At 71.3% G+C, this 13,426-nt stretch carries 14 protein-coding genes; 8 read left to right on the top strand and 6 right to left on the bottom strand.

The window, feature by feature from the left end:
- The first annotated feature begins 92 nt into the window (after positions 1 to 92).
- The 4 genes from SCMU_RS17500 to SCMU_RS17490 all read left to right on the top strand — a co-directional run bounded on the left by SCMU_RS17500 (position 93) and on the right by SCMU_RS17490 (position 2,618).
- Positions 93 to 668, top strand: coding sequence for a TetR/AcrR family transcriptional regulator (locus SCMU_RS17500; RefSeq protein ID WP_229230371.1), 576 nt, complete (start codon positions 93 to 95; stop codon positions 666 to 668).
- 113 nt (positions 669 to 781) lie between these two features.
- Positions 782 to 1,222, top strand: coding sequence for a hypothetical protein (locus SCMU_RS20910; protein ID WP_338027570.1), 441 nt, complete (start codon positions 782 to 784; stop codon positions 1,220 to 1,222).
- Complete coding sequence (locus SCMU_RS17495; protein WP_338027569.1) at positions 1,150 to 1,914, top strand: FtsX-like permease family protein; 765 nt, start codon at positions 1,150 to 1,152, stop codon at positions 1,912 to 1,914. Before SCMU_RS20910 ends, SCMU_RS17495 begins: the two co-directional genes overlap by 73 nt.
- Entirely contained in the window at positions 1,911 to 2,618 is a 708-nt protein-coding gene (locus SCMU_RS17490; protein ID WP_443020171.1) for an ABC transporter ATP-binding protein, read from the top strand. Before SCMU_RS17495 ends, SCMU_RS17490 begins: the two co-directional genes overlap by 4 nt.
- 203 nt (positions 2,619 to 2,821) lie before the next feature.
- Here SCMU_RS17490 and SCMU_RS17485 read toward each other — a convergent pair whose 3' ends face one another.
- The gene (locus SCMU_RS17485) at positions 2,822 to 3,670 is read right to left on the bottom strand and encodes an SDR family oxidoreductase (RefSeq protein WP_229230369.1); all 849 of its coding nucleotides are present in this window, start codon (positions 3,668 to 3,670) and stop codon (positions 2,822 to 2,824) included.
- 272 nt (positions 3,671 to 3,942) lie between these two features.
- Between SCMU_RS17485 and SCMU_RS17480 the strand changes: the two genes are divergently transcribed.
- Both SCMU_RS17480 and SCMU_RS17475 read left to right on the top strand, forming a co-directional pair.
- Positions 3,943 to 4,872 carry an ABC transporter ATP-binding protein gene (locus SCMU_RS17480; protein WP_229230368.1) on the top strand — a complete coding sequence of 310 codons (930 nt, stop codon included), beginning with the start codon at positions 3,943 to 3,945 and terminating at the stop codon, positions 4,870 to 4,872.
- 4 nt (positions 4,873 to 4,876) lie between these two features.
- Positions 4,877 to 6,127 (top strand): ABC transporter permease, encoded by a 1,251-nt coding sequence (locus SCMU_RS17475; RefSeq protein WP_229230367.1) that lies wholly within the window; start codon positions 4,877 to 4,879, stop codon positions 6,125 to 6,127.
- On the opposite strand, the gene SCMU_RS17470 is transcribed toward SCMU_RS17475, so the two are convergent.
- From SCMU_RS17470 to SCMU_RS17450, 5 genes are all read right to left on the bottom strand, one after another.
- Positions 6,111 to 7,685, bottom strand: coding sequence for a succinic semialdehyde dehydrogenase (locus SCMU_RS17470; RefSeq protein WP_229230366.1), 1,575 nt, complete (start codon positions 7,683 to 7,685; stop codon positions 6,111 to 6,113). The genes SCMU_RS17475 and SCMU_RS17470 overlap by 17 nt on opposite strands.
- Positions 7,686 to 7,811: 126 nt before the next feature.
- A complete protein-coding gene (locus tag SCMU_RS17465) occupies positions 7,812 to 8,273 on the bottom strand; it encodes a DUF4383 domain-containing protein (protein WP_229230365.1) in 462 nt (153 codons plus the stop codon).
- Positions 8,274 to 8,387: 114 nt separating this feature from the next.
- The gene (locus tag SCMU_RS17460; protein ID WP_229230364.1) at positions 8,388 to 9,230 is read right to left on the bottom strand and encodes an anti-sigma factor; all 843 of its coding nucleotides are present in this window, start codon (positions 9,228 to 9,230) and stop codon (positions 8,388 to 8,390) included.
- The gene (gene sigK / locus SCMU_RS17455; RefSeq protein WP_229230363.1) at positions 9,223 to 9,798 is read right to left on the bottom strand and encodes an ECF RNA polymerase sigma factor SigK; all 576 of its coding nucleotides are present in this window, start codon (positions 9,796 to 9,798) and stop codon (positions 9,223 to 9,225) included. Before sigK ends, SCMU_RS17460 begins: the two co-directional genes overlap by 8 nt.
- A gap of 132 nt (positions 9,799 to 9,930) precedes the next feature.
- Positions 9,931 to 10,635: a fasciclin domain-containing protein gene (locus SCMU_RS17450; RefSeq protein WP_229230362.1), complete on the bottom strand. Its 705-nt coding sequence runs from the start codon at positions 10,633 to 10,635 to the stop codon at positions 9,931 to 9,933.
- Positions 10,636 to 10,786: 151 nt separating this feature from the next.
- On the opposite strand from SCMU_RS17450, the gene SCMU_RS17445 reads away from it, so the two are divergent.
- Positions 10,787 to 11,635, top strand: a complete 849-nt coding sequence (locus SCMU_RS17445) for an SDR family NAD(P)-dependent oxidoreductase (protein WP_229230361.1) — start codon at positions 10,787 to 10,789, stop codon at positions 11,633 to 11,635.
- An 81-nt stretch (positions 11,636 to 11,716) separates the two neighbouring features.
- Complete coding sequence (locus SCMU_RS17440; protein WP_229230360.1) at positions 11,717 to 13,411, top strand: cytochrome c biogenesis protein CcdA; 1,695 nt, start codon at positions 11,717 to 11,719, stop codon at positions 13,409 to 13,411.
- Positions 13,412 to 13,426 lie beyond the last annotated feature (15 nt).

Raw genomic sequence — 13,426 nt, 5'->3', positions numbered from 1 at the left:
CCCCGCACGCTGCACTGTGCTCCGGCGCGCGGCGCCAGCGATGGGCCCCGGCTGGTGCCTGCGGTTGTGACGTGGGGCGGGATAATGGGCGGATGCCGAAGATCTCCGCCCCCTCCGTGCCTGAGCACCGCGAGGCCCAGCGCGCCGCGCTCCTCGCGGCGGCCGAGGCGATCCTCCTGCAGGACGGAGTCGGAGGGGTGAACGCGCGGAGCGTGACGGAGCGGGCCGGGCTGGCCAGATCGAGCTTCTACGACTACTTCCCCTCCAAGAGCGAGCTGCTCGTGGCCGTCGCGACCAAGGCGTTCGAGCTGTGGCGCGAGGAGATCGAGGCCGAGCTGGCGCGCTGGGCGCCGGGGACCGAGCGGCTCAGGGCCTACATCGCCACGACACTGCGGATGACCGCGGACGGCAAGCATGACCTCGCCGCCGCACTCCAGCAGGCCGAGCTCACCCCCAGCCGTCACGAGGACATCCGCGCCCTCCACGACGCGCTGTTCAGGCCGCTGACCACGACGCTTGCCGAGATGGGCCTCTCCGACACCCATGCATGGGCGGCGCTCATCGAGGGCGTCCTCAACGGTGCGGTCAAGCTCATCGAGCACGGACTCGGCCATGTCGAGGTCGCCGCGCGGGTGCAGCGGTTGGTCCTCGAGGGGCTGCCGCGCTGACGTCGCGGACGCATCAGGAGAAGTAGCTCCCGATTTGGCATTTCCCATGATGTCGACATAGTGTCGTAATCATTCCGACAGTGTGTCGGCAACCTCATCCCCAAGGACTCGCCATGTTCCTCGCGCTGCGCGAACTCAGATTCGCCCGCGGCCGGTTCACGCTCATGGGTGCCGTGATCGCGCTGATCGCCGTGCTCGTCGTGCTGCTCTCCGGTCTGTCCTCCGGCCTCGTCAACGACGGCGTCTCGGGCCTCAAGGCCATGCCTGCAAATGCCTTCGCCTTCGACAAGGGCACCATCACCGACAACGCCTTCAGCCGCTCCCTCGTCGACGCCAAGCAGCTCGACACGTGGAAGGCGGCCCCCGGTGTGGCCAGCGCCGAGCCGATGGGCGTCAGCATCGTCAACGGGACCACCGACTCCGGCAAGCAGGTCGACCTGACCCTCTTCGGCATCGAGCCGGCGGGTTCCTCGCGCCCGCCGTGGCCAGCGGCTCGGGGCTGGGCTCCCCGGACGGCATTGTCGTCTCGGAGACGGCCAAGACCGCCGGCGTAGAACTCGGCACCAAGGTCGCCCTCGACCGGATCGGCACCACCCTGACGGTCGTCGGGTTCACGGACGGGCAGGCCACGTTCGGCCACGTCGACGTCGCCTGCCTTCCGATCGGAACGTGGCGACTCCTCGCCTCCAACACGGCGAAGCCCGGCACACCGACGCAGGCGCAGATCGACGGCGCGAACTACGCCTACTCGAGCGTCGTGGCCCTCCGCGCGGCCGACGGCGCGTCCCCCGACTACGCGGGCTTCGACGCCACCGCGGGGACCATGACCATGACGAAGGCAAAGGCCTTCAATGCCTCTCCCGGCTACGAGGCCGAGACCATGACGCTGAGCATGATCCAGGTGTTCCTCTACGCGATCTGCGCCCTCGTGGTCGGCGCGTTCTTCACGGTCTGGACCATCCAGCGCACCCATGAGCTCGCCGTCCTCCGCGCCATGGGCGCGTCCGCACGCTACCTCCTGCGGGACGGCCTCGCCCAGGCTGCGATCCTGCTCGTCGGCTTCACCGCCGTCGGTGTCGGGGTGGGCGTCGGCTTCGGGGCCATGATCCCGGATGCCGTCCCGTTCTCCCTCGAGGCCGAGCCGATCGCGCTCGCCGCGGCCCTCACCCTCGTCCTCGGGCTCCTCGGCGCAGGCGTGGCCATCCTGCGCATCGCCCGAATCGACCCGATCAACGCCCTCGGATGAACCCGATGACCCCCTCAGCCCCAGCCGCCGTGCCGGCCCTCGAGATCGTGGATGCCGTGCTCGAGCTCGGCGACGGCGACGCCACGGTCCGCGCGCTCGACGCCGTCTCCCTCACCGTCCAGCCCGGCGAGTTCACCGCCATCGTGGGACCCTCGGGCTCCGGAAAGTCCTCGCTGCTCGCGGTGGCGGGCCTGCTCGGGAAGCCGACGAGCGGCGTCGTGCGCGTCCACGGCACCGACGTGACTGCCCTCGGGAAGAGCGCGGCCGCGAAGTTCCGGCGCGAGAACATCGGCTTCGTGTTCCAGTCGGGCAACCTCATCCCCGCGCTCACCGCCGCGGACCAGCTGCGGCTCGCGGCGAGGCTCGCCGGACGGCGGGGCCTCGACCCGCGGCCGCTGCTCGAGGCGGTCGGAATGGGCCAGCGCGCAGGGCACCGCCCGGGTCAGCTCTCCGGCGGCGAGCGGCAGCGCGTCGGCATCGCGCGGGCCCTCGTGAACGCCCCCTCGCTCCTCCTCGTGGACGAGCCCACGGCGGCTCTCGACCGCCGGCGGAGCCACGAGGTCGTCGCCCTCCTCGCGGAGCAGGCGCACGCAGCGGGCGTCGCGGTGGTCATGGTCACCCACGACCACGACGTCCTGGAGCACTGCGACCGCGTCCTCGAGATGACGGACGGGCGGCTCGCGGAGGCCTCGCTGACGGTGTGACACCGTGTGACGGGCGGCGGCGGACGCGCACGACGGCGGCGACTCGCCTCGTGCGCTCAGCCGAGGGAAACGGCGCCGCTCACCCACAGGACGCCGGCGATCACGAGCCACACGCCCAACGCAAACGGCAGGCCCGTGGTCATGGGGCACAGACTAGGGCCACCGGCCCGTTGCGGGTAGGGCCCGAGGGGCCCTTCGGGAGGTCAGCCGGTCTCCGTCCCCGCCCGGCCCGCTGTGCGGCGCGCTCGGGACCGCCCCACGAAGTGGTCCATGCCCTTGTTGATGCCGAAGAAGTCGGCCACGCGGTCGAACGCGCGGGTCGGCAGGAAGCGCATGAGCGGCACGAGCCGGGCGAAGGGCGGCAGGATGATCTGCTCACGGCCGGACTCGATCCCGTCGACGACCTTGAGCGCCACGTCGTGCTCCTCGAGGATCGGCAGGAGTGCGGGGAACCTCGTCTCGACCCCCTCGAACATGCCCGTGTTGATGTAGTACGGGCACACCACGAGCGTGCCCACGTCGTGCCCGTCCGCGCGCAGCTCCGCGCGCAGCGACTCGGTGAAGCCGAGCGCGCCGAACTTGCTCGCGGAGTAGTCGGTCTGACGCGCGACGCCGATCAGCGCCGCCGCGCTCGCGATGGTCACCACGGTGCCGCCCCGCCGTGCGATCATGCCGGGCAGGAACGCGCGGGTGACCCAGTACAGCGCGAGGGTGTTGACCTCGAGCGTGCGGCGCAGCGCCTCCTCGCTCGCCTCGAGCAGCGGCTTCCCGGACACCACGCCGGCGTTGTTCACGATCACGTCCACGTCCCCCGTCTGCCGTGCCGTCTCGCGGACCTGGTCCGCGTTCGTCACGTCCACGGCGTACGAGCTGGCGAGGCCCCCGGCGGCGACGATCTCAGCGGCCGCCGCCGCGGCGCCGTCGTCCGAGAGGTCCCAGATGACCACCTCGGCGCCGCGCCGGGCGGCCTCCAGTGCCATGAGCCGGCCGATGCCGGACGCGCCGCCGGTGATCAGGATGCGGGCGCCATGCAGGCGGGTTCCTCGGTACATGTGATGCAGGTTACCAGTGAGTAGCGTTGACGTGCGGAAAGTTCCGCCACTCCGGCCGAGAGCTTTGTGGCCGGCGCTGGATCTCGGCCAGCCCGAGCGCACCGGCATCGAGGTCTGCCGCGAGGTCAACGCCACGGTCCCGCACATCCCATGCCTCCTGCACGCGGTGACCGACGACGCGGAGGCCAGGCGCCGGGGCCTGGCGGTCTGGGACCTGCAATCGAGTCCGAGGACTCTGGCGGAGCGTCCCCGGAACGCGGCACAGTGGCGGCATGAGCGTGGAGGACGCGGCTGAGCCGCTCGTGCACATCCAGGACTTCCGCATGGAGTTCGGGGACACCACCGTGATCCGGGACCTGTCCTTCGACGTCCGGGCCGGCGAGACCTTCGGGTTCCTGGGTAGCAACGGCTCCGGGAAGACCACCACCTTGCGCGCGCTGCTCGGGATCTACCAGCCCACGGCCGGCACGCTCCATATCGGCGGACGGGTGTTCGCCCCGCAGAACGGGACCAGGCTCGGATACCTGCCGGAGGAACGCGGTCTCTACAAGAAGGAGTCAGTCCTCGACGTCATGGTCTACTTCGGCCGGCTCAAGGGGCTCGCGAAGGCCAGGGCGAAGGCCTGGTCGCTGGACTACCTGGACCGGGTCGATCTGGCTGCCAGGGCAGGCGTCAGGCTGGACAAGCTCTCGAGCGGACAGCAGCAGAAGGTCCAGCTGGGCGTGACCATCATGAACGAACCCGAGCTGCTGATCCTGGACGAGCCGACCAAGGGCTTCGACCCCGTGAACCGGCGGCTCCTCATGGACATCATCGAGGAGCACAAGCGCTCCGGGGCCACGGTCGTCATGGTGACCCACCAGATGGAGGAGGTCGAGCGGCTCTGCGACCGGGTGGTCCTCCTCAAGGACGGCACGGCCCGGGCCTACGGGACGGTCCACGAGGTCCAGGAGCAGTTCGGCGGCACTGTCTACCGGGTCAGCTACGAGGGCGAGCTGCCCCCGTCCGCCCTGTACGAGGTGGTGACCGCGACCGGCTCCTACGCGGAGCTCTCGCCGCGCTCCGGCGGCGACGAGGCGATGGTCCTCCGCGAGCTGGTCAAGGCAGGGGTCGGCGTCCGTTCCTTCACGGCGGCGAGGACGTCCCTGGACGAGATCTTCATCAAGATCTACGGCGAGCCCCACGGAACGGCGAACGGATAGGACCATGGCGCACCACAACCTCGGCACGGTGGTCGGCTTCGAATTCACCCGCACGATCAAGAAGGGCAGGTTCTGGATCGCGACCCTGTCCATCCCGGTGATCACGGCCGTGGTCTTCCTCCTCATCTACGTCAGCAACTCCACGACGAGCGCGAGCGCGGACGCCCAGAAGACGGCCACCATCTCCTTCACCTACACCGACGAGTCAGGGCTCATCCCCGACGCGCTTGCCGCCGCGCTGGGCGGCCGGAAGGCCAGCAGCCCGGACCGGGCCCTGCAGGACGTGAAGGAGGGCGCCTCGGACGCGTACTTCGCCTACCCGGCCGACCCGGCCAGCCAGCCGGTCAGGGTCTACGGGGCGGACCGGGGGATCTTCGAGAACGGCAAGTACGACGCCGTCGCACGGCAGGTCCTCATGACGGCGGCGCAGGCCAAGATCGGCTCGGCCCCGCTGACCGCCGCGGCCAGCGGGTCGATCAAGATCGACTCCGTCACCTTCAAGGATGGGCAGGAGACCGGCGGGATCGGGGCCGTGGTGCCGCCGCTGCTCTTCCTGGTGATCTTCTACGTCTCGATCATCCTTCTCTCCAACCAGATGCTCAACAGCACCCTCGAGGAGAAGGAGAACCGCGTCACCGAGATGATCCTGACCACCCTCAACCCCACCACGCTCATCGTGGGCAAGGTCATCGCCCTCTTCATGGTCGGGCTCCTGCAGATGGCCGTCTTCATCAGCCCGATCGTCGTGGCCTATGTCTTCTTCCACGACAGGCTGGCCCTCCCCGACCTCGACCTCACGCACATGGTCTTCGAGCCGGGGGCCATGGTGGTCGGCGCGCTACTGCTCCTGGGCGGGTTCACGGTCTTCACGGGCCTGCTCGTCGCGATCGGTGCGGTCATGCCCACGGCGAAGGATGCCGGCGCGCTCTTCGGAACCGTCATGGCGCTCATCTTCGTGCCCCTCTACACGGTCAGCCTCATCGTGTCCGATCCGCATGCGCCGATCGTGCAGGTGTTCACGTACTTCCCGCTCTCCGCCCCCATCACGGCGATGCTCCGCAACGGCTTCGGAACCCTCAGCCCGCTCGAGGCCACGGCGGTCATCGCCGAGCTCTTCGTGGTGGGATTCCTCGTGCTGCGCTTGGCTGTCCACCTCTTCCGCTACGGATCCATCCAGTACGGCAGGAGGCTCTCGATCACGGATGCGCTCCGCCGTCGCGCCCCCGCGAGCGGAGCCGTCAGCGGAACCGATTGAGGAGGCGCGTGGCCCGGGTGAACAGGTTGGCGAATGTCTCGTTGCCCATCCCGGTCCAGGGTGCGATCGGCAGCGCGTGCTGCACTGAGACGGTCTGGGACTCGGTGTACTTCAGGAGGCCCTCGGAGCCGTGCCGGCGTCCCAGCCCGGACTCCTTCCAGCCGCCCATCGGCGCCGAGTGGGAGGCCCATGCGGCGGCGTAGCCCTCGTTGACGTTCACTGTTCCGGCCTCGATGCGGGAGCCGAGTGCCCGGCCGCGCGACGCCGCGGTCCACACGCTCGCGTTGAGCCCGAGGGTGCTGTCGTTGGCCCGGGCGATCGCCTCCTCCTCCGTCCGGACGGGATAGATGGCTACCACGGGGCCGAACGTCTCGGACCGCACGAGGTCCGCCGTCTCCGGGACGTCGGTGAGGACGGTCGGCGCGAAGAAGCTCGGGCCGAGGTCTGGCCGGGCGGTGCCGCCCGCGAGGACGCGGGCGCCCTTGCCGACCGCGTCGTCGAGGTGGGCCTGGACCTTGGCCAGCTGCGCGGGCGAGATGAGCGAGCCCATGTCGGCGTCCCACGAGGCCCCCGCCGCGACGCGGATCCGAGAGACCTCGGCTAGGAACGCCTCGGTGAAGCGCGAGCGGACGGCCTCGTGCACATAGATCCGCTCGGGGCCCACGCACAGCTGCCCCGCGTTGGCGAAGCAGGCCCGGGCGGCGCCGGCGGCGGCCGCGCGGATGTCCGCATCGGGCAGGACGATGAGCGGGTTCTTCCCGCCGAGCTCGGCGGAGAACCCGATGAGCCGCCCGGCGGCGCGCTGCGCGACGGCCCGTCCGGTCGCCGTCGAGCCCGTGAACATCACGAAGTCCACCGTGTCGACCAGCTGCGGCCCCACCACGGCGCCCGGCCCGAGCACCACTTGCGCGAGCCCTTCGGGCAGCCCTGCCTCGCGGAGCAGGTCGAGGACCAGGAGGCCCGAGTACGGGGTCTGGTGGTCCGGCTTGATGACCACCGCGTTGCCCGCGAGCAGTGCGGGGAGGGAGTCGCTGGCCACGAGCGTGAACGGGTAGTTCCACGGCGTGATGACTCCGACCACGCCCTTGGCGTGCCGCAGCTCGGTGGTCTGGGTCAGGAGCGGGAACGTGCCCACGTGACGGCGCGGGCGCAGCAGCCCCGGCGCCGTGTGCGCGTAGTGCGAGGCCGTCATCGAGGCGTCCATGACCTCCTCGAGCGCGGCGAGGCGGGACTTGCCTGTCTCAGCCTGGATGACGTCGAGGATCTGGTCGCGCCGGTCCAGGACGAGCTTCGCGAACCGGCGGGCGACGGCGGCCCTCGCCCTCGCGGGCGTCCCCGCCCAGCGCTTCTGCGCCCCGCGGGCGCGACGCACCGCCGCCTCGACCTCGCCCTCCGCCACCTGGCGCACGACTCCGAGCGCCCGCCCGTCAAACGGGGAGGTCACCTCGAGCGCGGCACCGGTACCGGTGGCCAGTGTGGCGAGGCGCTCGAACGGCGGGGCCCCGGGGGCGGTGGTTCCGGACGCGGAGGTTCCGGACGCGGCGATGCGGATGGTCATGGCATCGAGTGTGCCATTGTTACCTGTCAGTAGCGAGAGGTGTCCGCGGTGTCGCGGCGCTGCTCACGGCTGCCGCGTTGCAGGCGGCGGCCGTGAGCAGGAATCGCGGCGCTGTGCGGGCTGGCCTCAGTGGTGGGCCGGCCTCGTGAGGTGGGCGCGCGCCGTCGTGCGTCCGAGGATGAGGCCCAGGGCCAGCATCCCGACGCCCAGCAGAAGGTGCAGAACGTTGTCTGCGTCGTTGAGCGGGACGAAGTTCCCGCCCGAGGCACCGTCGAACACGAGCCCGTACACGAACAGCACGAGGTAGATCGCCCCGCCCCAGGTCAGGTACCCCTTGGCGGCGGACGCCGAGGCGCCGAGCGCGAGCCCCGCGACCCCGAACAGCAGGTGGACCACGTTGTGCAGCACCGAGACCTGGAACAGGCCGAGCAGGTACGCGTCGGAGCCGTGGCCGGCGAATCCGATCCCCGAGCCGGTCGTGATGCCGGGGATGAAGCCGAGCACCCCGACGAGCAGGAACACCGCCCCCACCACGGTCGCGGTGAGCTGGACGGCGGTGCGGCGGTGCGAGAGGACTGAGCTGGACATGGGATCTCCTTCAGGTCCGACGCCTTGGTGCGCCGGTGCGGGCCTTCCGCACTGACACTTCGGAGCGCCGCGCCGCCCGGATTGCCCGGGTGTGCGGGCGGCCGGCTCAGCAGCTCAGGAGAAGGACTCGACCACGAGCGGATCGGTGGTGGGCCGCGGCGAGCCACCCGATGGCTCGACGGTCACCCCGAGGGCCGCGGCCGCGCCGATCCCGCCCGCGAGCTCGTTCCACGTGGTTCCCGTGCCCGCAACGAGTCCTGCGGGCGTCATGGACCCGGACGTGTCCCCGAGCCAGAGCTCGTAGACGTGCCCGGCGGGCGGCTGGGGGAGGCCGATGGTCATGACCCCGGCCAGCGCGTCCTGCCGCGAGTGCGCGATGAGCAGGGTCCCGCCGCCGGGCACGGAGACCTCCTGGATCCTCGCGTCCGGTGCCGCGAGGATGCGGCCCATGACGGCGCCGGGCGCGTCGGAGGCCTGGGCGAGCTGGCGGACGGCGTCGTCGCGCTGCCGCTGCGCGCTGACGGCCCACGTGCCGGTCGCGGCGGCGGCCACGAGCAGGACGGCGGCGGCGGCGGCGAGCCACTTGGTCGGGGCGGTCCAGAGCGCACGACGGCGCCGCTCGCCCAGGTCGGTGACCGTCGCCTCGGGCGCCGGTGACCCCTCAGCGTGGGGATGTGACCCCTCAGCGTGGGGATGTGACCCCTCAGCGTGGGGAGGTGGGACCGCGTCGAGCTGCGGGGTGACCGCGATCTGGGCCATGAGGCGGGCCTTGAGGTCCGGCGGGGGTGCCACCGGCGTAGTGCCGGCGGCGAGCAGCGCGGCGGTCTCGGACAGCTCGCGGGCCTCCTCCGCGGTGGGGTCGCCGAAGGCGAGGGTGCGCTCGAAGAGCCGGCGCTCGTCGTCGTCGAGCGCATTGAGGGCGTAGGCACCGGTCAGCAGGTGCAGCTGATCATCCATGGCTCACTCCCAACACGTCTCTCAGGCGGATCATCCCGTCGCGGATTCTGGTCTTCACGGTGCCCAGGGGCAGGCCCAGGGTCTCGGCGACCTCGCCGTAGGTGTAGCCGCCGTAGTAGGCGAGTCGGATGGCCTGCCGCTGCACCTCGGTCAGCGACTCGAGCGCCCTGTTGACCCGTTCGCTCTCGAGGGCCACCTCGACGGTGTGCTCCACGTCGTCGTAGCTCTCCTGATACTCACGGATGCCCTCGCGGAGATCCCGGTCGGCGGCCGCCTGGGCGGCGCGGACCCGGTCCACGGCCCGGCGGTGCGCCATGACCGTGATCCAGGCGCGGGCGCGGCCCCGGTCCGCGTCGAACCGCTTGGCCTGCTGCCAGACGTCGAGGAACACCTCCTGGGTGACCTCTTCGGACTGGGCCGGATCGCGGACCACGCGCAGTACAAGGCCGTGGACCAGCGGGGCGAGGGCATCGTAGAGGTGCCCGAAAGCGTCCTGGTCGCCGCGGGCCACGCGCGCCATGAGCTCGTCGAGGTCCGGTGCGGGTGTGCCGCCGCTCTGGTCGGGCATGTAGACCACTGTCTCACGTCCGCGCATGCTCCTCCTGACCGTTTGCTCTCATGTCCCGGGCACGGCCGCGGCGGGCCGGGCACTCAGGGCGCCGGCCCGCCGTCGTGCGTCGACTGGTCCTCGCGGACCCGCCTACTTCGCGGGCGGCATGAGCACCGTGTCCACGAGGTAGACCGTCGCGTTGGCGGTGCGGACGCCGCCGCAGATCACGTTCGCGCCGTTGACCTGCAGGCTGTTGCCGGAACCGGTGACCGTCACGTCCTGGCCCTCGACCGTCTTGTGCGTGCCCGCGATCGAGGCGGGCTCGATCTGGCCGGGGACCACGTGGTAGGTGAGGATCTTGCTCAGCGTGGCGTCGTCGGTCTTGAGCGAGTCGATCGTGGCCGGGTCGATCTTCGCGAACGCGGAGTCCACGGGGGCGAAGACGGTGAACTGGCTCGAGTCGAGCGTGTCGACGAGGTTGACCTTGGGGTTGAGCTTGCCCGAGACCGCAGCCGTGAGCGTGGTCAGGAGCGGATTGTTGGACGCCGCGACCGCGACCGGGTCCGCGCTCATGCCCTGCACCGACCCCGGCCCGGACGGGTTGGCCTTCGCGTAGTCCGCGCAGCCCGGCCCCACGAGGTTCGCGGCGGGGTCCATCGAGGACATCGCGGAGGAGCTTGCGCCCATGGAGCCGCTCGCGCTGGGCGCCATGCTTGCCGCGGCGCTCGGGGCTGCGGACGACGGCGAGTCCCCTGCCGCCGTCGTCGACCCGCCGCAGGCGGTGAGGCCGAGCGCGGAGACGGCCGCGAGCGCGGCGAGGCCAGCGACGGCGGGGGTGCGATGGATGGTCTTCATGGCTTCACTCCTCGATTCAGGGCGGTCCGTCGAGTGCCCGACGGGTCATTGCACAGGTTCTTCGGAGCCGCGTCGGGATCGGATTGGACCCCACGCCGGGATGCTCGCGTGAGCCGTTCCCTGCCCGCCCGCGCGCGGGTATGAAGGAGGCATGGACACCGAACGGGATCGCCTCGCGGGACGTGTGGCGGTCGTGACCGGATCGACCCGTGGACTCGGCCTCGCCATGGCGGGCGTGCTCGGACGGCACGGCGCCACGGTGGTGATCGCCTCGAGGTCGGCCGAGCATGTCGAGGACGCGCTCCGGCGGCTCCGCGCGGAGGGGATCGAGGCCTCCGGACGCCCGTGCGACACAGGCGAGATGGCCGACGTCGAGGCCCTGCGCGACGAGGCGCTCCGGCGCGGCACGCTCGACATCTGGGTCAACAACGCCGGGATCTCCGGCGTCTACGGCCCCACCGCGTCCACCCCCGTCGAGGACTTCACGCGCGTGGTCCGCACCAACATCCTCGGCACCTTCCACGGGTCGCGCACGGCCCTGCCCGTATTCCTCGCGCAGGGCCACGGCGACCTCGTCAACGTCTATGGACAGGGCGACCGGGGACCGGTCGCCCTCCAGAACGCCTATGCCTCGAGCAAGCGATGGGTGCGCCAGTTCACCGAGACGCTGCGGCTCGAGACCAAGGGCACCGGGGTCCGCGTGCACGGCATGAACCCGGGCCTCGTCCTCACGGACCTGCTCGGTCGCGTCACCTCCCAGCGCGGCTACGAGCAGCGACTCGGCGGGCTCCAGGTGGTGGCCGGCCTGTGGGGACAGACCCCGGACGACGCCGCCCGCCCCCTGATCGGTCTCGTCACCGCCGACGCGGCGGAGTTCCGCGGCCTGGGGGGCCTGACGCTCGTGACCCGTGGTGTGCGCAACGTGCTCGCCGGGCGCCTCCGCAGGTCGCGCCGCATGCCCATGGACGTCACCGTCGTGGAGCCGGACTCCCCGCGCTGAAACCTGGGCCACGGCGGGGGAACAGCGCGACGTGAGCCCCTGGGGGCAATCCGCGGTCCTGCACCGCCCCGAACAGGGACCATGGGCGAAAACATCCTCATCGGCTTCCTTGGCGGGCTCATCACCGGCATCTCACCGTGCATCCTTCCGGTCCTCCCCGTGATCTTCTTCTCCGGCGGACTGGACAGCGCGCGGCGCGGGGCGCCGTCGTCCCGCGAGGCTTCGCGCTGGCGGCCGTACCAGGTGATCGCCGGGCTCGTCCTGAGCTTCAGCGCGGTCACGCTGCTGGGCTCGCTGGCCCTCTCCGCGCTGGGGCTTCCCCAGGACGTCCTGCGCTGGGCCGGCATCGCCGTGCTCGCGGCGGTGGGGACCGGCCTCATGGTGCCGAAGGTCGAGGAGTGGCTCGAGAAGCCGTTCTCGTGGATCCCGCAGCGTCGGGTCGACGCGCGTCGCGGCGGTTTCGGGCTGGGGATCGCGCTCGGCGCGGTGTTCGTCCCCTGCGCGGGGCCGGTCCTCGCGGCGATCGTGGTCTCCGGAGCCACGGGCCGGATCGGGCCCGAATCGGTGGCCCTCACGCTCTCGTTCGCGGCAGGCGTCGCCGTGCCGCTGCTCGTTTTCGCCCTCGCCGGCCGCGGCCTGGCGGAGCGGCTCAAGGCGTTCCGGCACCGCCAGCGCGGCATCCGGATCACGGCGGGCGTGCTCATGATCGCCCTCGCGGCGGGACTCGCGCTGGACCTCCCGGCCGCGCTCCAGCGGCTCCTCCCCGACTACACGGCGTCCCTCCAGGACCGGCTGCGCCCTCATGCCGGCACGCCGCTGGACCTCGGGGGCCTCGTCACCGACGAGAACCGGCAACTGGCGAACTGCACCCAGGGCGCCACCGGGCTGCAGGACTGCGGGCCCGCGCCCGCGCTGCGCGGCGCGACGGCCTGGATCGGCTCGGACCCGCTCACGCTCGCGGATCTCCGCGGCCGCGTGGTGCTGATCGACTTCTGGGCATACTCATGCATCAACTGCCAGCGGTCCCTGCCGCACATCGTGGCGCTCAACGACGCGTACAAGGCCGATGGCCTCACGGTGATCGGCGTCCACACGCCGGAGTACGCGTTCGAGCGCGAGCAGCGCAACGTCGAGGCGGGGATCAAGGACCACGGGATCGACTACCCCGTGGTCATGGACAACGCCTACTCGACCTGGTCCGCGTACCGGAACCGCTTCTGGCCTGCCCAGTACCTCATCGATGCCGCCGGGAACGTGCGCCACATCCAGCAGGGCGAGGGCGGCTACCAGACCACCGAGGCCCTCGTCAGGCAGCTCCTCGCCGACGCGCACCCTGGCCTGGCCCTCCCGGCGCCCGTCGAGACCGCCGGGTCGGCCCCTGCCGCCGGCACGACCCCGGAGACGTTCCTCGGCGTTGCCAAGCAGGTCAACTACGCAGGCGTGGGCAGCTACCGCTCCGGAGCCGGCACTTTCTCGTATCCGGCGCAGCAGCCCGCGGACTCCTTCGCGCTCTCCGGGCCCTGGACCCTGGGCGCCCAGAGCATCACCGCTGGGGCCGCAGCCTCAGTCCGGCTGAACTTCAGAGCGGCCCAGGTCCAGGCCGTGGCCGAGGGGACCGGCACCCTCACGGTGCGCGGGCCGGACGGCGAGAAGACGGTGCATGTCGGCGGGACACCACGCTCCTACGTGCTCCTCGAGGGTGCCACGCAGCCGTCGGGGACCCTTGAGATCACCGCGAGCCCCGGCGTCGTGCTCTATTCGTTCACGTTCGGATGAGCGCCCGGCCCACGG

The organism is Sinomonas cyclohexanicum (genome assembly GCF_020886775.1).
GTDB classification, from domain to species: Bacteria; Actinomycetota; Actinomycetes; order Actinomycetales; family Micrococcaceae; genus Sinomonas; species Sinomonas cyclohexanicum.
This window is presented reverse-complemented; position numbering and strand designations above follow the sequence as displayed.